Origin of the sequence: Duganella sp. OV510 (assembly GCF_900100205.1) — a bacterium.
Lineage (GTDB): Bacteria > Pseudomonadota > Gammaproteobacteria > Burkholderiales > Burkholderiaceae_D > Rugamonas.
Genome location: NZ_FNEQ01000004.1, coordinates 131,938 through 154,843 on the forward strand (window position 1 = coordinate 131,938; position 22,906 = coordinate 154,843).

11 protein-coding genes and 1 riboswitch are annotated in these 22,906 nt (G+C 61.5%); of the genes, 6 read left to right on the top strand and 5 right to left on the bottom strand.

The window, feature by feature from the left end; all coding sequences use genetic code 11:
• Nucleotides 1-60 precede the first annotated feature (60 nt).
• Nucleotides 61-244, top strand: a riboswitch (yybP-ykoY riboswitch).
• A gap of 11 nt (nt 245-255) precedes the next feature.
• A complete protein-coding gene (locus BLS51_RS12890; RefSeq protein ID WP_090192348.1) occupies nt 256-831 on the top strand; it encodes a TMEM165/GDT1 family protein in 576 nt (191 codons plus the stop codon).
• On the opposite strand, the gene BLS51_RS12895 is transcribed toward BLS51_RS12890, so the two are convergent.
• Nucleotides 802-9,504, bottom strand: a complete 8,703-nt coding sequence (locus tag BLS51_RS12895) for a GH36-type glycosyl hydrolase domain-containing protein (RefSeq protein ID WP_090192347.1) — start codon at nt 9,502-9,504, stop codon at nt 802-804. The two genes, BLS51_RS12890 and BLS51_RS12895, sit on opposite strands and share 30 nt — an antisense overlap.
• A gap of 214 nt (nt 9,505-9,718) precedes the next feature.
• Nucleotides 9,719-11,788 carry an aminotransferase class V-fold PLP-dependent enzyme gene (locus tag BLS51_RS12900; RefSeq protein ID WP_090192346.1) on the bottom strand — a complete coding sequence of 690 codons (2,070 nt, stop codon included), beginning with the start codon at nt 11,786-11,788 and terminating at the stop codon, nt 9,719-9,721.
• A 99-nt stretch (nt 11,789-11,887) separates the two neighbouring features.
• Here BLS51_RS12900 and BLS51_RS12905 point away from each other — a divergent pair, with 99 nt between their 5' ends.
• The 3 genes from BLS51_RS12905 to BLS51_RS12915 all read left to right on the top strand — a co-directional run bounded on the left by BLS51_RS12905 (nt 11,888) and on the right by BLS51_RS12915 (nt 15,464).
• Nucleotides 11,888-12,364, top strand: coding sequence for an Lrp/AsnC family transcriptional regulator (locus BLS51_RS12905; RefSeq protein WP_090192345.1), 477 nt, complete (start codon nt 11,888-11,890; stop codon nt 12,362-12,364).
• A 49-nt stretch (nt 12,365-12,413) separates the two neighbouring features.
• Nucleotides 12,414-13,586: an HPP family protein gene (locus BLS51_RS12910; protein WP_090192344.1), complete on the top strand. Its 1,173-nt coding sequence runs from the start codon at nt 12,414-12,416 to the stop codon at nt 13,584-13,586.
• Nucleotides 13,587-13,658: 72 nt separating this feature from the next.
• The gene (locus BLS51_RS12915) at nt 13,659-15,464 is read left to right on the top strand and encodes a DUF885 domain-containing protein (protein ID WP_090192343.1); all 1,806 of its coding nucleotides are present in this window, start codon (nt 13,659-13,661) and stop codon (nt 15,462-15,464) included.
• A gap of 44 nt (nt 15,465-15,508) precedes the next feature.
• Here the strand turns inward: BLS51_RS12915 and BLS51_RS12920 are convergent, their stop codons facing one another.
• Nucleotides 15,509-16,090 (bottom strand): acyl-CoA thioesterase, encoded by a 582-nt coding sequence (locus tag BLS51_RS12920; RefSeq protein WP_175472572.1) that lies wholly within the window; start codon nt 16,088-16,090, stop codon nt 15,509-15,511.
• Between BLS51_RS12920 and BLS51_RS12925 the strand changes: the two genes are divergently transcribed.
• Nucleotides 16,089-17,441 carry a sensor histidine kinase gene (locus BLS51_RS12925; RefSeq protein ID WP_090192342.1) on the top strand — a complete coding sequence of 451 codons (1,353 nt, stop codon included), beginning with the start codon at nt 16,089-16,091 and terminating at the stop codon, nt 17,439-17,441. The genes BLS51_RS12920 and BLS51_RS12925 overlap by 2 nt on opposite strands.
• Here the strand turns inward: BLS51_RS12925 and BLS51_RS12930 are convergent.
• Nucleotides 17,422-18,036, bottom strand: coding sequence for a helix-turn-helix domain-containing protein (locus BLS51_RS12930; protein ID WP_090192341.1), 615 nt, complete (start codon nt 18,034-18,036; stop codon nt 17,422-17,424). The two genes, BLS51_RS12925 and BLS51_RS12930, sit on opposite strands and share 20 nt — an antisense overlap.
• 14 nt (nt 18,037-18,050) lie before the next feature.
• Between BLS51_RS12930 and BLS51_RS29325 the strand changes: the two genes are divergently transcribed.
• Nucleotides 18,051-18,590, top strand: a complete 540-nt coding sequence (locus BLS51_RS29325) for a hypothetical protein (RefSeq protein WP_139168698.1) — start codon at nt 18,051-18,053, stop codon at nt 18,588-18,590.
• Nucleotides 18,591-18,640: 50 nt separating this feature from the next.
• On the opposite strand, the gene rpoC is transcribed toward BLS51_RS29325, so the two are convergent.
• Nucleotides 18,641-22,873, bottom strand: coding sequence for a DNA-directed RNA polymerase subunit beta' (rpoC, locus tag BLS51_RS12940; RefSeq protein WP_090192339.1), 4,233 nt, complete (start codon nt 22,871-22,873; stop codon nt 18,641-18,643).
• Nucleotides 22,874-22,906: the final 33 nt, after the last annotated feature.

Below are 22,906 nucleotides of genomic sequence, written 5' to 3' on the forward strand. Positions count from 1 at the left end.
AATGTTATCTTCAGCGCGAAGCAGAATACCATAGGGATGTTTCTGGCATGTGTTAAACTGCCGGTCTTTAGTGGGGAGTAGTCGGCTTGCGCCGCCCCGGCGCAAGAACCTGTGTCAACATAATCGGTCCACAGACCGTGGCGCAGGTGGCCAGCAGCAGCGGCTTGACGAGACCATGACCTGAGCGCGGCCATGATGGGCCGGAGCTGCGCACGGGTCATTGGTTAATCGTTCCGGCCCGCGTACTCTCACATCATGGAAGCATTCCTCGTCTCTACCGGCATTGTCGCCCTCGCAGAAATTGGCGACAAAACCCAGCTCCTCGCGTTTGTTCTCGCTGCCAGGTTCCGCCGTCCATTACCGATCGTCGCCGCAATTTTCGTCGCCACCATCGCCAACCACGCATTCGCCGCCGCCATCGGCACCTGGATCACCAGCCTGATGGGACCTGGGCTATTGCGTTGGGTGCTGGGCGCGTCGTTCCTGGCGATGGCCGCATGGACGCTGGTGCCGGACAAGCTTGATGATGAAGATACGCCGGTCGCCGGCTACGGTGTGTTCCTTACCACACTGATCGCCTTCTTCCTGGCGGAAATGGGCGACAAGACCCAGGTGGCCACCGTCGCGCTGGCGGCGCGTTACCACAGCATGATTGCCGTGGTAGCCGGCACCACCTTGGGCATGATGCTGGCGAACGTGCCGGCCGTGTACTTCGGCGACCGGATCGCCAACCGCATCTCGCTCAAGCTGGTGCACGGCATCGCCGCGCTGATCTTCGCGGCGCTGGGCATGGCCACGCTGCTAGGCGCCGGCGCCAGCCTGGGCGTCTGATATCGCTGGCGCCGGCCCGGCCGGCACCAGCAGTTCGACGCGGTGGGTGCGGCCGCTGTCGACCAGCGCGATCTGGCCGTCCGGCTGCGGCACGCCATCCACGGTCATGATCGGCGCCGAGGTGGCGCCTTTGGCCACGCGGATCTCATACGTGGCGCTACGGTAGCGGTAACTCAGCGTGAAGCTGCCCCATTCCTTCGGCATGCACGGCGCCAGCTTCAGGTGGGTGGCGGTGCGCGTCAGGCCCAGCAGCGATTCCAGGATCAGGCGGTACATCCAGCCGGAGGAGCCGGTGTACCAGCTCCAGCCGCCGCGCCCCACGTGCGGCGCCACCGCGTACACGTCGGCTGTCACCACATACGGCTCGACCTTGTAGATGGCCGTGGCTTCGGCAGTGCGGCCATGCATGACCGGATTGATCATGCGCGCCAGTTCCCACGCGCGCTCGGTGTCGCCCAGGCGCGCGAAGGCCATCGCGGTCCAGATGGCGGCGTGGGTGTACTGGCCACCATTCTCACGCACGCCGGGCACATAGCCACGGATGTAGCCCGGATTCGGCCCGGCCTTGTCGAACGGCGGATCAAGCAGCTGGATGATGCCCGAATCACGGCGCACCAGGCGCTGATTGACCTGCTCCATCGCGCCGCGCACCCGCACCGGATCGGCGGAACCGGACAGCACGCCCCAGCTTTGCGAGATCGAATCGATCTGGCATTCCTCGTTGGTGTGCGAACCCAGCGGCGTGCCGTCGTCGAAATAGGCGCGGCGATACCAGTCACCGTCCCAGGCATTCTGCTCGACGTTGGCGGCGACGCGGCGCGCCTGCTCGCGGCACTCGGCCGCGAACTCGGCGTCGTTGCGCATGTCCGCCACTTCGGCGAAGCGCTTCAGCACTTCGCACAGGAAGAAGGCCAGCCACACGCTCTCGCCCTTGCCATGCTCGCCGACCTTGTCCATGCCGTCGTTCCAGTCGCAGGAACCGATCAGCGGCAGACCGTGCACACCGAAGCGCAAGCCGTTGCGGATGGCGCGCTGGCAGTGATCGTACAGCGTGCCATGCTCGCTGGAACGGGCCGGCATGTCGTAATACGAATCCTCTTCCGGCTTGACCGGACGGTCCTCCAGGTAAGGCGCGGTTTCATCCAGGATGCTCATGTCGCCAGTGGCCGAGACGTAACGCCAGGCGCCCAATGGCAACCATAGGTAATCGTCCGAGCAATGCGTGCGCACGCCGCGGTCCGACGGTGGATGCCACCAGTGCTGCACGTCGCCTTCCAGGAACTGGTGGGCGGCGCACAGCATCAGCTGGTCGCGCAGCAGTTGCGGCTGCGTGTGGATGGTGGCCATCGCATCCTGCAGCTGGTCGCGGAAGCCGAAGGCGCCACCGGACTGGTAGTAGCCGCTGCGCGCCCAGATGCGGCAGGCGATGGTCTGGTACATCAGCCAGCCATTGGCGATGACGTCGATTTCCTTTTCCGGCGTTTCGATGCGCACCGCGCCCAGGGTTTTCTCCCAGTGCGCGTGGACATTGGCCAGCGCTTCGCGCGCGGCGTCGGCGCTGCGGTGCTTCTGTACCAGGCTGCTGGCGTCGGCGTTGCGGCGGCCGGCCACGCCAAGCACAAAGACAATCTCGCGTTCCTGACCAGGCAACAGGTCGAACGGCGCCTGGATCGCCGCGCAGGCATCCAGGCCGGCGCCAATCTTGCCAGACAGGCGCGAGCGGCGCAGCGCGGCTGGCGCCGACAAGGCGCCGTTGCGGCCGATGAATTCGGCGCGGTCGGCGGTGATGGTGCGCAGCGTGGCGTCGCAATTGAAGAAGGCCACGCGGCCGCTGAACTCCGTGTTGTACGGATTCCGGGCGAACAGCGCGCCGCTGACCGGATCGGCCTCGGTGACAATGTGCATGCCGGACTTGGAGCGCATATCGCCCAGTACCCATTCGACATAGCCAAACGCCGACAGGCGGCGCTGCACAGTCGAGTCGTTGCGCACTTTCAGCACGGTGTACTTGATTGGCGCGTCGACCGCGACAAAGGTGGTCATCTCGCTGTGGATGCCGGCCTCGCTATGCTCGAACACGCTGTAGCCGAAGCCGTGGCGCGTGGTGTAGCTGCCGTTGCCGCGCGCCGGCAAGGCGGTCGGCGACCAGAACTGGCCGCTCTGCTCATCGCGCAGATAGAACGCTTCGCCGCTGGCGTCGCTGACCGGATCGTTGTGCCATGGCGTGATGCGGTACTCGTGGGCGTTCTCGTGCCAGGTGTAGGCCTGGCCGCTTTCCGAAATCACCGTGCCGAACTGCGGGTTGGCCAGCACATTGGACCAAGGCGCCGGCGTGCGCTGCGTAGCGCTGGTGGTGATGATGTATTCACGGCCGTCCTGCGAGAAGCCGCCGAGGCCATTGTCCAGCAACAGCTGGCGCGCCGGCTGCCTGGATGGCGTGGCATCGGTGTAGTCGCTGCGGCCGTCAACCTGCAATGGCGGCATGCGCAAGGTCGGCGGCGCCGGGCGCTTGACCTGGTCGGCCAGCGAACCGCGTGCATCGCTGATGATGACGCGCGCCACCGATTGCATCAGCACCTTGTCTTCGTTCGGGATCTGGTCCACCAGGCGCACAAAGATGCCGCCCGGGCGGTCAATCGCCTGCGCGTCGATGCCGGAGGCGATCAGGCCGATGATCTGGTCGTGCAGCGCCTGGCGATAGCCGGAGTTGTCCTCGTACCAGATGACCAGGTCGACCACCAGCCCTTTCAGTCGCCAGTAGGCGTGTGCCTGCACCATCTGGCGTGCCAGTTCGATATTCGCCGGGTCCTTGATGTGCAGCAGCACGATCGGCAGGTCGCCGGAAATCGCGTATGCCCACAGGCCGGACTGGCCGCGCTGATTCTTGATCAGTGTCGCCGCTTCCGCGCGCAGGCCGGCGTTCGGATAGATCACCGAGTTGGCCAGGCGGCCGTACAGCTGGCCATCGGCCTCGCTGGCGTTCAGCTGGCGCAGCACCACCTGGCTGTGGGTCCATGCCAGTTCGAATACGCGATCGGCCAGGTGGCGATCCTGATACTTGTCGATCAGGTGCAGCGCGGTGTCGCGCTGCTCGGCCATGCCGGTAACGATGTCCACCGTCGCATACTGGTCCGGCTTGAGCGTGATGGTGTAGCGGATGGCCACAACCGGATCAAGCACCGAGCCTTCGGCGCCGCTCAACTGGCCCTTGTCCAGCATGGCGCTTGGCGCTGCCGCCGTGTTGCCGCGGCCGATGAAGCGCGAGCGGTCGGTCTCGAACGACACGCTGCCCACCGGCGCATCGTGCACCATCATCGAGTGCATCAGCCACGGCGACACTTCGTGCGCGCCACGCGGACGACGCGTGCACAGGATGGCGTTTTCATCCTTGAGGATTTCGGTCTGCACAAACAGCTTGCTGAACGCCGGATGGGCGTTGTCGGCAGCAGCTGGCGCCATCACCACTTCCGCGTAGCTGGTCACCTCGATGGTGCGCACGCGGTCGGACTTGTTGGTGATGCGGGTGCGGCGCAGTTCAATATCATCCTCCGGCGACACCACAATCTCCGTGTACAGATCGATATGGCGGTCGGAGCGGCGGAATTCCGCGCGGCCTTCGGAGAACACGACCTCGTATTTCTTTGGCTCGACCAGCGCTGGCTGATAAGTCGTGGACCAGAACTCGCCATCCTCGACATCACGCACGTAGCAGAAGTTGCCCCAGTTGTCGCGCGTGCTGTCCTCGCGCCAGCGCGTCACCGCCAGGTCCTTCCAGCGGCTGTAGCTGCCGCCGGAGTTGGTGACCATGACGTGATAGCGGCCGTTCGACAGCAGCTGCGTTTCCGGCACCGGCGTCGAATGCTGCGACAGCACGCGCATCGGATTGGCCTGCTCCGGCGCGGTGGTGCGGATCGCCGCCATTTCGGTGGTGTTGGAGTAGAAGGCGCCGGCCTGCGGGCTGCGTTCCTGCAGCACCAGCAGCGTCGACTGCAGCAGCGGATCGGCTTCAAAGCGGCGCTGCATCGGACGGTCATGCAGCAGATAGCTGAGCGCCAGCAGTCCCATGCCCTGATGGTGGACCATGAAGGAACGGATCACCGCATGGTTCTGGCCGCGCGGCAGGCGCGATGGCGTGTAGTCGACCGCCTCGTAGAAACCGAAGCGGCCCATGAAGCCCAGCTCCGCCATGCGTTGCAGGTTGGCGCACGACGCTTCCGGCTGCACCATCAATCCCATCATGGTGGCGTAAGGCGCGATCACCAGGTCGTCGGCCAGACCGCGCTTCAGGCCCAGGCCAGGCACGCCGAAGGCGCGGTACTGGTAATTCAGGCTGGCGTCGACCGTGTTGTAGCCGGATTCGGAAATCCCCCACGGCACGTTGCGGCGCTTGCCGTAATCGATCTGCGCGTCGATCACCGAGTTGTAGGTCTGGTCCAGCAGCGTGCTTGGATAATTCGGCATCACCAGCAGCGGCATCAGGTACTCGAACATCGAGCCGCTCCACGACAGCAGCACCGGCTTGCCGGAGACGATGCACAGCTGGCGGCCCAGCGCGAACCAGTGGTCCTGCGGCAGCTGGCCCTGGGCGATGGCGACAAAGCTGGCCAGGCGCGATTCCGACGCCAGCAGATCGTAATAGCTGGCGTCCAGGCGGCGGTCGGTGACGTTGTAGCCGATCGCCAGCAGGTTGGTGGTCGGGTTGTACAGGAAGCCGTATTCCATCTGTGCGAAGGCGCCGCAGCGCTGCGCCATTTCGGCCAGCGCGCGCATGCGCTCGTGCGCATTGCTGCTGCCTTGCTCGAACAGTTCGGCCAGGCGCTGCTGGCGATCGCGTTCGTCCGGCGCCAGGTCATTGATGGCGATGGACGAGGTGGCGCGCGCCAGCGCCGCCAGTTCGCGCAGCGTCGGCATGCGCGCCATGCTGGTGTCGAAGATGGCGTCGGCCGGCAGCGACGCCCACGGCGTCAGCGTCGCCAGTTCGTCAAGCGCGGCGTGGCATTGCTGCGCCAGCGAGTTGGCCCACATGGCGGCCGATTCGCTATGGGTGGCGGCGTGCGGCTGGAACTCATCCACCACGGCGGTCACGCGCAGCAGCCAGGCGTGAAGTTGCTGCAGGTTGGACGACTCCGGTGCAGGCGACAGTGCCGCCAGCACGGCCGCGCCGTCGATCACCGGTGTGGCCGGGTCGCCCGCTTGCGCGGCGGCGGCCAGCGTCTCTTGCAGCACTTGTGCGGTGGTGACGATGCCGTCGATGATCTGCGTGCCCAGCACGGGTTCATCGAACAGGCCGGTCAGGCCGGATTGCAAGGTCAGCAGGTGGCCGCCAAGATTGCCGCTGTCAACCGACGAGATGTAGACCGGATGCAGCGGCTTCATCGTCTGCGTGTCGTACCAGTTGTAGAAGTGGCCGTGGTGGCGCTCCAGCTGGTCCATGCTGCCCAGCGTGTGATTGGTGCGCCCCATCATCTGGCCGACGGTGATGTAGCCGAAATCGACTGCGCTCAGGTTGGCCAGCAAGGCCATGCCGATATTGGTCGGCGAGGTGCGGTGCGCAATCACCTGCACCGGATGCTCCTGCACATTATCGGGTGGCAGCCAGTTGTCTTCCGGGCCGACGAAACGGTCGAAGTACGCCCAGGTGCGGCGTGCCAGCGTTTGCAGGAACTGGTCCTGCTCCGGCGACAGTTGCGCGCTCTTGCGTTCGATCGGGCGGCTGATCCAGTCGGCGATGGCCGGCGCCACCAGCCACGCCAGCAGGAACAATGCGGCGGGCGGCAGGCTGGCCGGTTTCCAGCCGAGCAGCCAGCCACCGACAAACAGCGCCAGCGTCGGTGCAATCCACATCGTGCGCCAGGTGCTGAAGGTGCCGTCGGCCTGGCGCGCCAGCGCCGACGCGCGCCATTCCAGCAGACGGCGGTGCGACACATAGGAGCGCCACAAGCTGCGCAGGATGGCGTCCATGCTGAAGTAGGCTTCGTACGGCAGGAAGGCCAGCATCAGGATCGCGTGCGAGAACTGGATGCCGGCACGGCGGATGGAGGCACGGATATGCTGGCTCCACAAGGTGTCCTTCGGCCGGCGGCAAAAATCGTACAGCATGCTGACCAGCGGCGGCAGGAAGATCACAGCCAGCGCGGCCCCGGTCCACGCCCACGGATCGGGCAGCCAGCGCCAGGCAACGATCAGCGACAGTACCAGCGCCGGCGCGGTCAGGCTGCGGCGCAGGTTATCGAACAGCTTCCAGCGCGACAGCAGCGACAGTGGATTCTTCTCACGCTTGCCACGGCCCGGCACGCGGCCGGCCAGCCAGGAGATCAGCTGCCAGTCACCGCGTATCCAGCGCTGGCGGCGCGTCACGTCTTCGCTATAGCGGGTTGGGTAGGCTTCGTACAACTGCGCATCACTCAGCAGGCCGGCGCGCAGGTAGCAGCCTTCCAGCAGATCGTGGCTGAGGATTTTGTTTTCCGGTAGCCGTCCACCCAGCACCTGCTCGAACACGTCGACATCGTAGATGCCCTTGCCGATGAAGGAGCCTTCGAAGAACACGTCCTGATAAACGTCGGATACCGTGCGGGTGTAAGGATCGATGCCCGGTTCACCGCCGCACAGCTTCTCATAACGCGAGGCGTTCTCGCTCGGCAGCGCCACCGCCACGCGCGGTTGCAGGATGCCATAGCCCTCGGTCACGCGGCCGCGTTGCATGTCCACGCGCGGACGGTTGAGCGGATGCTGCATGGTGGCGATGAACTGGCGCGCGGCGTCGCGCGGCAGCTGCGTGTCGGTGTCCAGCGTGATGACGTAGCGGATGCTTTCCAGCTCCGAAGTGTCGCCCACCACCACCGAGAATTTGTCGCGCGCGCCGCCGCGCAGGAAGCGGTTCAGGTCTTCCAGCTTGCCGCGCTTGCGTTCATGGCCCATCCACACGCCTTCCTGCGGATTCCACAGGCGCGGGCGATGCAGCAGCAGGAACGGCGTGTGCGGCGTGTCGTTGGCATATTTGTGATTCAGGTGCGCCATGTTGCGCTTCATGTGTTCGACCAGCGCATCGTCGTTCGGCATATGCTCGGTGCGGGCATCGGCGAAGTCGGTCAGCAGGCAAAACAGCAGGTTGGGATCACGGTTGGCCAGGAAGCGTACTTCCATCTGCTCGAACAGGTCGTCGATGTTCTCTTTGCTGTAGACCAGCGTCGGCACAACCACAACCGCGCGCGCATCGGACGGTATGCCTTCCTTGAAATCCATGCGCGGCAAAGGATGCGGCCGCGTCACCAGCGTGGCGATCCAGTTGACCAGGCTCAGTGCCAGCTGGCTGCTGCCCAGCAGCGCCAGCACGCCCAGCGCGACCAGCACGCCGCCGCGCACACCGTGGCGCGACGCGCTTTCCAGCAGCAGCGCGGTGGCGACAAACGCAATCGCCGCAATCGCGCCGAGATAGGAGGTCAACGGCGAAGAGCGCGAGGTTTGCTGGAACGCCTCTATCCATGGGCGCCGCATGCCGGCCTGCTTTTCCAGCGCGGCGAGGCCGCCGCCGATCAGGTAGAAGCCCACGTGGCCATGGCGCGCATCGCCCTTGCCCTGATGCGCTTGCGCCAGCGCCAGGGCCTGCTGCGCCACTTCCACCTCGCTGAAACGCGAGCGCTTGGCGATCTTTTCGATCGTATGGCGATATTGGTCGCGCGTGGCGAATTCCATTTTGCCGTAGATGTCGGCCGGGTCCTGGCGCAGCGTTTGCTCGACCACGCTCATGGTCTCGACAAACTCCTGCCAGTCCATGGTGCCGAGGAAGCGCAGGCTACCGATGCTGTTGGCGATCGAGACCTGCTCTGCGGCCTGCTGCTGGATCTCGGCCTGGATCTGCTGTTCGATGGTCTGGCCGGATTCGGCCAGGCGATGCGTGATCCACGTCAGCGCCAGCGTCAGCGCCGGGCTTTGACCTTGCAGGCGGCGCGCCAGCTCGGCGACGAAGGCGCTGGTGATGGGCGGATTGGAGCGCGCCATGTCGGCCACCATCAGTATCAGGCCGCTGGGATTCTTCTCGGCGATCTCGGTCATCTGGTCGGCCCAGGTATTGGCCAGGTCGCGCTGGATGCGGTTCTCGGCGACGCGGGCGGCCACACGGCGCAGGTTCTCGATCAGCGCCAGGCGCAGCATGATCGGAATTGCCCACAGCTCGCCCAGCTTGAGCGTGGCGCCTTCCTGGTAGGCATCAACAAAGCGGCACAGCGATTCCGGATCGACACGGCCATCGCCGTGCGAAATAATTTCCAATGCGATCTTGTAGACGCGCGGGCAGCCATCCGGCGCACCCTTGCCCAGGCGCGGCAACTCCTTGCTGTAATCCTTCGGAAGGTGACGGCGGGCGATTCGAATCTGTTCTTCGATTAAATAAAAATTGTCCAGCAGCCATTCAGACGCCGGCGTGATCTGGCGCCCGGCCTTGACGGCGGCGGTCAATGCATCGCAGGTGGAATCGATGACAGCGGCGTTTTCCGCCAGGCGCGACAAGAGGCGGTCGCGGCCGCCTCGCTTGCTCAGTTCATGATGTTGCGCCAGGGTCTTGCCATGTGCCGCCATTTGCGCCGCGCTGAACAGTTCTGCCCGCAGCGGTAAATCCTCATCGTCCTCTTCGGAAACTGAAGCGCCGGTCTGGGACTCGTGAAAGCCGAGTGTCATCTCGGGCAGCAGGGGATTGGACTTGTTCAACTTGGACCTCGCGTCGATTCTGCGAATGAAAAATTATGGGCCAAGCAATCGTACGGCGGCGCACGGAACGGCACTGTACGCTGACGTACACAACGAGGTCAGCAATAAACATCGGGGGCAGTGCCGACATTCGGACATTTCTTGTGTGAAATGTCCGAATGTCGGCACTGACCCCGAAGTTGTTTTAGGCGGCGAGCGCGAGGCCGCCGTGCAGGCTGTAGGCTTGCTGGTGGCCGAGGCGGCGCAGGCATTGCGCGGCTTTCATGCTGCGGTTGCCACTGCGGCAGAAAAATACTAGCGGCGTCGGCTCTTCTTGCAGCCAGGTACTGGCGTATTCGGCCAAGCGGCTGAGCGGCACGCTCAACGCTACGCGGCCGGCCGGCGCTGGCGCGATGGTGGCGGCAAACTCGTACTGCTCGCGCACGTCAACCAGGCGTGCATCCGGATGTGCTTGCAGGAAGGCGCTGAGCGCCGTGCTGTCGAGTTGCGCATCGGCAGCGATGGTTGTCGGCGCAGAAGTCATGCTGGTGCAAAATTGATTGTGTTCGTCGCGCGTCGGGCACAGCAGCGTGCGGTCCGTGCTGATGTCTTGCAGCACCTGCTGCAATGGACGCGCGCTGAAGGCAAAGCGCACCGCTGCGGCTGGCAGGCGAACAGCATCAGGCGTGCCGAGCAGATAGGCCCGCAGTTCGTCGCCGTCACCACACTGCACGCTGGCCAGCACTTGCGCACCGAGCTTGATGGCGCTGGCGGTGACGCCGTTTTCCAGTTGTGTGGCTACGGCGTTTTCCGGCCAGCCATAGGCGTCCGACCCGGCGGCGCGATTGAAGTGACGGCCCAGCGCTTCGATCAGCATGGCGCGGCCGGCATTCGGCAACGTGCTGACCACTGCCTGCACCTGGTAGTTCTGGCAGCGCACATAGGCTTCGATGCGCGCAGTGTGCTCCGGCAAGGGATCGATGACGATGCAGCTGCGGCTGGCGGCATCCAGTACCAGCCAGCTGCATGCACCCTCCACGCCCAGTTGCAGCAGGCCGTCATGCGGCACGGCAGTGCGGTCGGATGGGATCAGGCAGCTGGCGCGCAGCGCGGCGCCGCAACGCTCGATACGGACACAGGCGGCGGCGACCGTGGCCTCATCTGCCAATGGACCGAAAGACATGCGGATGGCGCCAGCGCTGCGCCACAGCGGCAAGCCCATTGCATCCAGCACATAGCTCGGCGCGGCTTTTGATGAGGAACAGGCACTGCCGGCGCTGACGCGCACCTCGGCCGCGTCGAACACGTCCATCAGCTCGCGGCTCGACAGGCCGGGCACGGCAAAGTTCAGCGTAGTCGGGAGAGCCTTGTCGAAGGGATTGTTGAATACCACGCCTGGCAGCGCGGCGCGCAGGCTGTCCGCCAGGCGCGCGCGGAAGCCGGACAGTTCGGCTTGCGTGCGGAAGGTATCGCCGCGTTCCAGCGCTGCCAGCACCACGCCCAGCGCGGCGATGCCGGCCATGTTCTCGGTGCCGGAGCGTTGGCCGTTTTCCTGGCCACCGCCCATGATCAGCGGCGTGAACGGCGCGCCGGCGCACACGTACAGCATGCCAATGCCTTTCGGCGCATGCAGCTTATGACCGGAGAACGGTGCGTAATCGATGCGGGTAGACGAGAGATCCAGCTTCAGCTTGCCGAGCGCCTGGACGCAATCCACCATCCAGTAAGCGGTGCAGCCAGTCTCGTTGAGCACGGCTTCAATACCGGCCAGGTCGCTGATGACCCCGGTTTCATTGTTGGCCGCCATGGTGCACACCATCGCGGCCTGGCCGGCGATTTCGCGCAACGCGGCCAGCTGATGGACGCCGTTGCCATCGACTGGCAACCTGTGCAGCGTCAGGTTCAGGCCCAGCAGGCGATTCCAGTGCGCCAGGCTTTCCGGCACCGCCTTGTGCTCGGTGGCGCCGTAGACCAGCAGCGCGCCGATGGCCTCGCCAGCGTCGCGCCGTTCGCGCAGGGCACACAGCGCCGACAGCACGGCGGTCTGTATGCCTTCGGTGGCACCGCTATTGAACATCAGGCGTCCATTGCCGACGCCCAGCAGGCGCACGGCGCACGCGCGCGCTTCATCGAGTATCACTTTGGCTTTCAGGCCGGTGGCGTGGGTGCTGCTGGGGTTGCCGTAGCGCTGGCCCATGGCATCAGCGGCGGCGGCAAGGGCGGCGGGCAAGACAACGCTGGTGGCGTTGCTGTCGAGATAAATTTCAGTAGTCATGCATATAGATTACTCACTTATGCTGAAATAGTCGTACCAAAATACTGCGCCCACGCATAAGATGTAGATTATTTATCCTATCATTGCGCATAAATTGGAATGAATTCACTCGACCGCTATGACTACGCCATTCTCGACGCCCTGCAACGCGACGGCACGCTGTCCGTCGCCCAACTCAGCGAACAAGTCGGATTGTCCTCCACGCCTTGCTGGAAACGCCTGCGCCGGCTGGAGGAAGATGGCTATATCGAGAACCGCGTAGCCATCGTTAACCGCCGCAAGGTCGGCTTGCCAGTCACAGTATTCGTCAGCATCCGCACCACCCAGCACGATGAAAAGTGGTACGCGCGCTTTGCCGCCGCCGTCGCGGCACTGCCGGAAGTGCAGGAATTTCACCGCATGAGTGGCGACGTTGACTATCTTTTGAAAGTGGTTACGAGCGATATCGAAGGATATGACCGCTTTTACAAGAAACTGACCAAGTCCGTGCAGCTCACCGGCGTCTCCTCGGCGTTTTCAATGGAGCAGATCAAAATTACCACGTCCCTGCCACTTGGCCTGGTGTCGCACCAATAGAGTGCATTCGTGAGATAATGCTCCATTTCAAATACTTGATTTTGGATCAATGCGCGCCTTCTTTGAAAGCTGGCTGCCCAGCGCCCCTACCGCCAATCGCCGCGAGCAATTGCGCGCCTCCGCCGGCGCCTTGCTCGGCATCCTGCTGACAGCCCTGCTCAGTCACGTCCTGCTGCAAAACACCCATGCGTCGATTTTCCTGGTGGCGCCGATCGGTGCGTCGTCGGTGCTGCTGTTCGCGCTGCCAGCCAGTCCATTGGCCCAGCCGTGGTCGGTGGTCGGCGGCAACGTCATCAGTGGTTTGGTTGGCACGGCCTGCGTGCACTGGTTCGGCGACAGCCTGCCTTTGCCGGTAGTGGCGGGCATGGCTTGCGGCGGCGCGATTGCCGCCATGTTCGTCATGCGCTGTCTGCATCCGCCCGGCGGCGCGGTGGCGCTGACCACGGTGATCGGCGGCCCGGCCGTCCACGCGGCCGGCTTTGAATTCGTGCTGATGACCGTCATGGCCGACTCCATCCTGCTGGTGCTGATGGCCATTACCTATAACAACCTTACAGGCCGCAGCTATCCGCATGTGCAGCAGAACGCACACGTCAATCCGCACGCCACCAACGATGCGGTGCCGACCGTGCGCCTCGGCTTCAAGCCGGAAGACCTGGACGCCGTGCTACAGCAACACAACCAGGTGCTGGACATCAGCCGCGACGATCTGGAATCGCTGTTCATGCAGACCGAACAGCGCGCCTACCAGCGCCGCTTCGGCATCATCCATTGCGCCGACATCATGTCGCGCGATATCGTCAGCGCTGAATTCGGCACCAGCCTGGAGGAAGCCTGGCAGGAAATGCGTAAACACCGCGTGGTCTGCCTGCCGGTGCTGAATCGCGCACGGCGCATCATCGGCATCGTCACGCAAACCGACTTCCTCAACCATGGCGGGCTCGATAGCTATGGCGGCATCCGCCAGCAACTGCAGGGATTCTTGCGCAAAAGTGGCGTAAGCCACACAGAGAAAGCTGAAGTGGTGGGCCAGATCATGACCCATCACCCGACCACCGCACGGGTCGACACCCCGATCGTCGACCTGGTGCCGCTGATGGCGGACTCAGGCTTCCATCACATCCCTATCGTCGACGAAGAAGAGCGCTTCGTCGGCCTGGTCACCCAATCCGACCTCGTGGCGGCGCTGTACGAGAGCCGTTTCGCCGAAGCGGCAACCTGATACAAAATTGTCCCCGCGTCTGCGCCTTGATGGCTTATGCTATCGGCCAACTTAGTTACATCAAGGACAGACATGACCTCTCGCCGTAACCTCCTCGTCCCGATCGCCGCCGCGCTGGCGTTCGCTTTCGCACCGCTGGGCCACGCTGCCGCACCGGCTGGCAAAGTCAGTGCCGAAGTGGCCGCCTCGGCCAACAAGACCCTGTTGACGCTTGCCGATGCATACTACGACGCCGTTGCCCGCTTCGAGCCAATCGGCGCGACCGAGAACGGCGACAACCGCTTTGACGACCAGTTGGGCCTGAGCATCGCGCCGGCCAAGCGCGCCGCGCAATTCAAGCTGTACCGCCAGTTCGCCAAGCGCCTGCAAGCTATCAGCCCGCACCAGCTGGACCAGAAGGGCCGCATCAACTACGACATCCTGAAGTACGAGTTGAACGGCCTGATCGCCATGGAGCGCTTCCCCGAGCACCTGCTGCCAATCAACCAGATGGATAGTGTGCCGGTCACGCTGGCCAACTACGCCGGCGGCGAAGCGTCGCAACCCATCGGCACCGTCAAGGAGTATGACGCCTACCTGAGCCGCCTGTCGCAAATGCCTGCGTGGATCGATCAGGCGATTGCCAATATGCGCGTCGGCATCAAGAAGGGCGTGACGCAGCCTAAATCCATCCTGATTTCCGGCCTGCCGCAATTCCAGAAGCTGGTCAGCGCGACGCCGGAAACCAGCATCTATTACACGCCGATCAGCAAGCTGCCGGCCTCGTTCTCCGATGCCGACAAGCAGCGCCTGACCGCCGCCTACCGCAAGACCATCAACGACCAGGTCATGCCGGCGATTGCCCGTCTGGCCACCTTCCTGGAAAAAGAATATGTGCCGGCCTGCCGCACCACCACCGGCCTGAGCGCGGTACCGGACGGCGCCGCCTGGTATCAGGCCCGCGTCGCCAACGCTACAACAACGTCGCTCAAACCGGACGAAATCCACGCCATCGGGCTGAAAGAGGTCGCACGCATCCAGTCGCAATTTGAAGTGCTGGGTCCTAAGCTGGGCTATACCGGTCCCGCCGCCGGCTTGCCGGTATGGGTGGCGGCGCAGCCGAAGTTCTTCCCGTTCAAGACCGAAGACGAAGTGCAGGCCGTCTTCCACAAATTGAACGATGTGCTGGATACCAAACTGCCAGCAATGTTCACGCTGCTGCCAAAAGCCAAGCTGGACCTGCGCCTGGAGCCGGAGCTGAGCCGCGCCACCGCCTCTGACCATTACACCGCGCCAGCCGGTGACGGTTCGCGTCCGGGCGTGTTCTGGTCGGTGGTCAATGATCCGGCCAAGTACGGCAGCACCGGCATGACCACGCTGTTCCTGCACGAAGGCAAGCCTGGACACCACTTCCACATCGCGCTGATGCAGGAACTGAACCTGCCTAACTTCCGTAAATTCGGCGGCAACAACGCCTTCACCGAAGGCTGGGCGCTGTACTCGGAAACGCTGGGCAAGGAAATGGGCCTGTTTGAAGATCCGGCCCAGTACTTCGGCCACCTGAACGACGAATTGCTGCGCGCCACCCGCCTTGTGGTCGACACCGGCATGCACGCCAAGGGCTGGACCCGCGAGCAAAGCATCAAGTACATGCAGGACACGCTGGGCTACACCGACTACGCCAAGAGTGAAACCGAGCGTTACATGGCGTGGCCAGGGCAGGCACTGGGCTACAAGGTGGGTTCGCTGAAAATCCAGGAACTGCGCGCGCGCGCCGAAAAGGCGCTGGGCGACAAGTTCAGCCTGCCAGCCTTCCACGCCGTAGTGCTGGGCGACGGCACGGTGCCGCTGGCGCTGCTGGAGGAGAAAGTCGACCACTGGATCGCCCGCCAGCAATAAGCCGAGAAGCAAGCCGAAAAGCGGGCCTGCGCGGCCCGCTTTTTTTACTTCACGTATTGCTGGATCAACGCGATCACCGGCGTCGGCAGCGCTTTGATCTTGCGGTCATGGCCGGCAAATACGATCTGCTGGCGTCCAACGGAAACCGGCCTGCTGTCCGCATAAAAGCGGAACTCCAGCCAAAACGAGCACTTCCTGACGTCATAAGCGTTCAATTCACAGGAAACATCCTGAAAAGGGAAAGTCTCCTGCAAATATTCCTGCTCCGCGTGTTTGGTAATAAAAACGCCCTCCTTCTGTAACATATCGGGAGATATGCAGTCGAAGAACCATTTTTCGCGACAGATGCCTTGCCATTCGAAGTAGCGCGCGAAATACGTATTGCCATAGGCATTCGAGTCCTTCAGGTAAATAGTCAGCGTATGGGTGAAGGTCTGGGCGGTAACGTGCATCAGCATGATGTAACTCCTTGAGTAAGTGGTGACCCGGCAACCGGGTAACTTCACTAGGCGGGAGTTGGCGTAGCGGAAGTTTGATCTGTCGCAAACGCTGTTGCGATATTCAAGCGAATCGCTTCTGCCCGCGCAATACTTGGCGCTCCGCTCACTCATCCGGAGCAGCGCCATGCATTCCCTCCTGCCCGCCGTGGTCTCCGTGCTGTTCCTGTGCTATGGCGCCTATGTGCTACGGTCGCGTGGGGTGAACCGCATCAGCCTGACCTTCTTCCTGCTATGCATGACCACCTTCTGCTGGCAATTCACCTGGGCCATCCTGTTCCAGATGCACCAGCCTCAAGTCGCGCTATCGCTGGCCAGGCTGGGCTATTTGCTGATACTGTTCCTGCCGACCACGCTATACCATTTCATCACCGAGCTGACCGGCCAACATGGCGAGCGGCGCTGGGTGGCGCTGTCCTATGTCGCCGCCAGCCTGCTAGGTGTGCTGCTGCTGACCAGCGACGCGTTGGTCGATGGCTTGTATCCCTACTTCTTCGGCTTTTATCCCAAGGCAGGGCCCCTGCATCCACTGCATCTGCTGCAAACAGCGCTGGTGGTGGGACGCGGGCTGTGGCTGCTGTACCGGCGCCAGCGGCAGGCGGTATCGACCGATAAAGCGCGCCTGCGCTATTGCCTGGTCAGCCTGTTGATCTATTTCTTCGCCTCGGTGGACTATCTTTGCAACTACGGCATGGAGTTTTACCCACCCGGCGTGCTGTTTGTCGCCGCCAGCCTGGGGCTGATTGCCCAGGCCATGGTGCGGCACAACCTGCTGGCGGACCCGCTGGAAGTAGCGGCCACGATCGCCCATGAGATGCGCACGCCACTGGCGACCCTCCGCAACCAGTCGCGCATGCTGACACGCGCCATGCCGGAACTGCTGGCCGGCTACCACAGCGCGCTGGCGCATGGGCTGATCCCGGCCGGGCTGACGGCGCCGCAACTACACTATCTGGCAGGGCTGGGCCAGCACATGGAAAAGGAAACCAGTCGCTCAAATTTTATTGTCGACATGATGCTGGCCTCGGCGCGCGCCGGCGCGCTCGACCGTGGTGATTTTGCCAATTACTCTGCCAAGAAATGCGTTGACGAGGCATTGGCCAGCTATCCGTTTGAAAGCGCGATGCGTGACAAGGTGCGGGTGCGCGGCAGTAACGACTTCACCTTTTTTGGATCGGACGTGCTGCTGGTCTATGTGCTGTACAACCTGTTCAAGAACGCACTGCATGCGATCAAGGTGGCCGGCCGGGGGGAAGTGGAGATCAGGCTGGCGGACCGGAAATTAATGGTCATGGATACCGGCGCGGGTATTCCCGAGGATATATTGCCGCACGTATTTGAACCGTTTTACAGCACCGGCGGCACGGGAATGGGATTGGCGTTCTGCCAGAAAGTGATTACCGCGTTTGGCGGCAATATTCAATGTGAATCCAAGGCAGGTAAATATACCTGTATTTTAATCAGCCTGCCAGCTGGTTAAACTCTTCGCCGCTGACTTTCTCCAAATCGGTTTCATCTCCCAATACATAAATCTTTTGACCGCGTAACACTTCCAGAATAAACGGCTGCTGTTCGCGCAAGCGACGCTTAAAGTCGGGAATGGAATAAAGATTGGGATTAATCTTGCGGCGTAATAAACGCTCGGCCACCGGCAGCCGGGATAATAATTCACCATAGCTGGTGTTATCGCCGATCAGCAATAACTCAACCGGCGTATCCATATTCTCCTGCTCTTTGGCGCTGGCGCCATACACAAACGCCACATTCAGCACGTGCTGCAATGGTGCCAACGCAGAATTCAATACGCTGACCAGGCCGAAGGTTTTCTTCACCAGGCCGCTGAGTTCGCCAAAGACGATGCAGTCCTTGTTCGGCTTGAAACGGCGTACATTGCCGATCCGCTCAGACACGATGACGCCCGACTCATGCAGGCGCTTCAACTCGCGCTGCGCCGAAGCGCTGCCCAGGCCGGTCAAGCGCATGATTTCATTCAGGTGAAATCCTTGGTTGACACGTACAAACAGCAAGCCCAGCAGTTTTTGCTGGGCGGGAGTGAAGAGGGCTTGTGCAATCATAGCCAAATCTTAGCATGAACGAACTATTTGCTGGCATGCATATAGAGGGAGACACGACATATTTACATCCGTACCGATTGCCTTTATTGCAATGCCGTTCGATAATGCAGCACCCTCACTTTCATCACGGCAATATGTCCTTACGACTTATCCCCATGCTACTGGCCAGCGCCCTGTCCCTCCCAAGCCTGGCGCAAGAGCCGGCCAGTAAAGCCGTCATTGCCCTGGTGGGTGATGCCGACCGCTTCAGTATAGGCCAGGAAGGATTTTGTGGGCGGCGCACTGAGATTGATGTCACGCATGTAAAACAATTCCGTATTCCCGCAGATAAAGAAACGTTCTTTTATATTCAGGCACGGATGCACGGAGCAGTCGCTACTTATACCTGCGAAGGCGAATATGCATTTATTCCTGCTGCTGGCTTGCTGCATATTATTCGCTATTCCATCAGCGATAATGCCTGCCAGCTCGAAGTATTTCAAAGCGAACCTGGGGCCGCACCAGTGAAAATAGCAGTCAGGCGTGAACCATCACAAAGCTGTCTGGTTAAATAGGCGAAAAAAAACGGCACCCGAAGGTGCCGTTTTTTACTCAGCGTATTAAATTACGCTTCGCCGTCGTGCGGAGCAACCGTTTCGGTCGCTTCCACATCGCCGCCGGACATGGCGGCTTTTTCAGCTGCCAGCAGAGCTTGACGCTCTTCGACTTCCCACTGCTCTTTCTCTTTACGAGCGCGGTGGAAGGCCAGACCGGTACCGCCTGGTATCAGACGACCAACGATGACGTTTTCTTTCAGGCCACGCAGACCATCGCGTTTGCCCATGATCGCCGCTTCGGTCAGCACGCGGGTGGTTTCCTGGAACGATGCAGCCGAGATGAACGAGTCAGTCGACAGCGACGCTTTGGTAATACCCAGCAGAACGTTTTCGTAGGTTGCAGGAATCTTGTTCTCTGCATTTACACGATCGTTTTCATCCAGCAGTTCCGAACGCTCAACTTGCTCGCCAACGATGTAGTTGGTGTCGCCAGCATTAACGATCTGAACACGACGCAGCATCTGACGCACAATGACTTCAATGTGCTTGTCATTAATCTTCACGCCCTGCAGACGATAAACGTCCTGCACTTCGTCAACGATATAACGTGCCAGCGCTTCAATACCCAGCAGGCGCAGAATGTCTTGTGGATCGGCCGGGCCGTCAACAATCATCTCACCTTTATTCACTACCTGGCCGTCGTGGACCAGCACTTGTTTATCCTTGGTAATCAGGAACTCGTGCTTGTTACCGTCCATGTCGGTAATTTCCAGACGCTGCTTACCTTTGGTTTCTTTACCGAAGGCGACAGTACCGGTAACTTCCGCCAGCATGCCGGCGTCTTTTGGCGAACGTGCTTCGAACAGCTCGGCAACGCGCGGCAGACCACCGGTAATATCACGGGTTTTCTGCGATTCGGTCGGGATACGTGCCAGCACTTCACCCACCGATACCGACTGGCCGTCTTTCACCATGATCAGCGCGCCAACCTGGAAGCCGATCGCTACTGCGTGTTCGGTGCCGGCGATCTTCACTTCGTTGCCGTCTTCGTTCAGCAGCTTGACCTGTGGACGCAGGGTCTTGGTCAGCGAACCACGACGCTTGGCATCGATCACCACCAGGGTAGCCAGACCGGTCACTTCGTCCACCTGACGGGCCACGGTCACGCCTTCTTCGACGTTCTCGAAACGCACCGTACCAGCGTACTCGGTGATGATCGGACGGGTCAGCGGATCCCAGGTCGCCAAGGCCGTACCGGCCTTGATGACCATGCCGTCCTTGACGATCAGGGTCGCGCCGTACGGCACTTTGTGACGCTCACGCTCACGGCCGTGGTCGTCGGTGATCAGCACTTCGCCCGAACGGGAAATGACGATTTGCGCGCCCTTGCCGTTGGTGACGTAACGCATGGTCGAGGTGAAACGGATGGTACCGTTCGACTTCGCTTCCACCGACGATGCCACTGCTGCACGCGATGCCGCACCACCAATGTGGAAGGTACGCATGGTCAGCTGGGTACCCGGCTCACCAATCGACTGCGCTGCCACCACACCGACTGCTTCGCCGGAGTTGACCAGCATGCCGCGGCCCAGATCGCGGCCATAGCACTTGGCGCACAGGCCGAAGCGGGTGTCGCAAGTCAGCGGGGTACGGACTTTAACTTCGTCGATACCAACGCGTTCGATCTCTTCAACCATGTCTTCGTCCAGCAGCGTGCCGGCTTCGTACAGGGTTTCCTGGGTTTCAGGATTGACCACGTCATTGCCAGCCACACGGCCGAGGATACGGTCGCGCAGCGCTTCGATCACTTCACCGCCTTCAACCATCGCCTTCATGACGGTGCCGTTGCTGGTGCCGCAATCATCTTCGATGACGACCAGATCTTGCGTCACGTCGACCAGACGACGGGTCAGGTAACCCGAGTTCGCGGTTTTCAGTGCCGTATCCGCCAGACCTTTACGAGCGCCGTGGGTCGAGATGAAGTACTGCAACACGTTCAGGCCTTCGCGGAAGTTCGCGGTAATCGGCGTTTCGATAATCGAACCGTCCGGTTTCGCCATCAGACCACGCATACCCGCCAGCTGGCGAATCTGGGCAGCCGAACCACGTGCGCCCGAGTCAGCCATCATGTAAATCGCGTTGAACGATTCCTGGGTCGACTTGGTGCCGTCACGCTTGATGACGTCTTCCACTTTCAGCTGGTCCATCATGGCCTTGCCGACTTCATCCGAGGTTTTGCCCCAGATGTCGACTACCTTGTTGTAACGCTCGCCAGCGGTCACCAGACCCGAAGCGTACTGCTGCTCGATCTGTTTGACTTCGGACTCTGCAGCCGAAATCAGGGTGACTTTTTGTGGCGGTACCAGCATGTCGTCCACGCAGATCGAAATACCGGCGCGGGTTGCCAGGCGGAAGCCCGACTGCATCAGTTGATCAGCAAACACGACCGTCGCGCGCAGACCGCACTTACGGAACGAGGTGTTGATCAGCTTGGAAATTTCTTTCTTTTTCAGCGCGCGGTTCAGCACCGAGAAAGGCAGACCTTTCGGCAGGATTTCCGACAGGATGGCGCGGCCAACCGTGGTCTCGTAGCGGGTAACGGTACGGACGAACTCGCCCGTTTCGAGATCCTTAGGATTCTCGACGATACGCACCGTGATACGGGTGGTCAGTTCAACCTGCTTGTTGTCGTAGGCACGAATGACTTCCGACACGTCAGGGAACAGCATGCCTTCGTTCTTCGCATTGATCGCTTCGCGGGTCGCGTAGTACAGACCCAGCACGATATCCTGCGAAGGAACGATCGACGGTTCGCCGTTCGACGGGAACAGGATGTTGTTCGACGCCAGCATCAGCGTGCGGGCTTCCATCTGTGCTTCGATCGACAGCGGAACGTGGACTGCCATCTGGTCACCGTCGAAGTCAGCATTGAATGCCGCGCAAACGAGTGGGTGCAGCTGGATTGCTTTACCTTCAATCAGGACCGGCTCGAAAGCCTGGATGCCCAGACGGTGCAGGGTTGGTGCACGGTTCAGCATGATCGGGTGTTCGCGGATCACGTCTTCCAGGATGTCCCAGACGACCGGCTCTTGAATCTCGACCAGCTTTTTAGCGGCCTTGATCGTGGTCGCCAGGCCCATCAGTTCCAGCTTGTTGAAGATGAATGGCTTGAACAGTTCCAGCGCCATCAGCTTCGGCAGACCGCACTGGTGCAGTTTCAGCTGTGGACCCACCACGATGACCGAACGGCCCGAGTAGTCGACGCGCTTACCCAGCAAGTTCTGACGGAAACGGCCGCCCTTACCTTTGATCATCTCAGCCAGCGATTTCAGCGGACGCTTGTTGGCGCCGGTCATCGCTTTGCCGCGACGGCCGTTGTCCAGCAGCGAATCGACTGCTTCTTGCAGCATGCGCTTTTCGTTGCGCGTGATGATCTCTGGAGCACGCAGCTCCATCAGACGTTTCAGGCGATTGTTACGGTTGATCACGCGGCGATACAGATCGTTCAGATCCGAGGTCGCGAAACGGCCGCCGTCCAGTGGTACCAGTGGACGCAGTTCCGGTGGCAGCACCGGCAGCACTTCCATGATCATCCACTCAGGCTTGATGCCCGAACGCTGGAATGCTTCCAGCACTTTCAGACGCTTGGCGTATTTCTTGATCTTGGCTTCGGACTTCGATTCCTTCAGTTCCACGCGCAGGGTTTCGGCATCGCGGTGGATGTCGATCGAGCGCAGCAGTTCGCGGATACCTTCAGCGCCCATGAAGGCGGTGAAGTCGTCGCCGTACTCTTCGTACTTGGCGGCGTAGTCGTCTTCCGACATGATCTGGCACTTCTTCAGCGGGGTCATGCCTGGATCGGTCACAACATATGCTTCGAAGTACAGCACGCGTTCGATATCGCGCAGCGTCATGTCGAGGACCATGCCCAGACGCGACGGCAGCGATTTCAGGAACCAGATGTGCGCGGTAGGCGACGCCAGTTCGATGTGACCCATGCGCTCACGACGCACTTTGGCCAGCGTGACTTCAACGCCGCATTTTTCGCAGATGACGCCGCGGTGTTTCAGGCGCTTGTACTTGCCGCACAGGCATTCGTAGTCCTTGATCGGGCCAAAGATCTTGGCGCAGAACAGACCATCGCGCTCTGGCTTGAAGGTACGGTAGTTGATGGTTTCCGGCTTTTTAACTTCGCCGTAGGACCACGAACGGATTTTTTCAGGCGAGGCGAGACCGATCTTGATCGCGTCAAAGGTCTCGTTCGTCTGTACTTGCTTGAATAGATCGAGCAGTGCTTTCATGTATCACTCCAGGTAGTGATGAATTCTTAAACT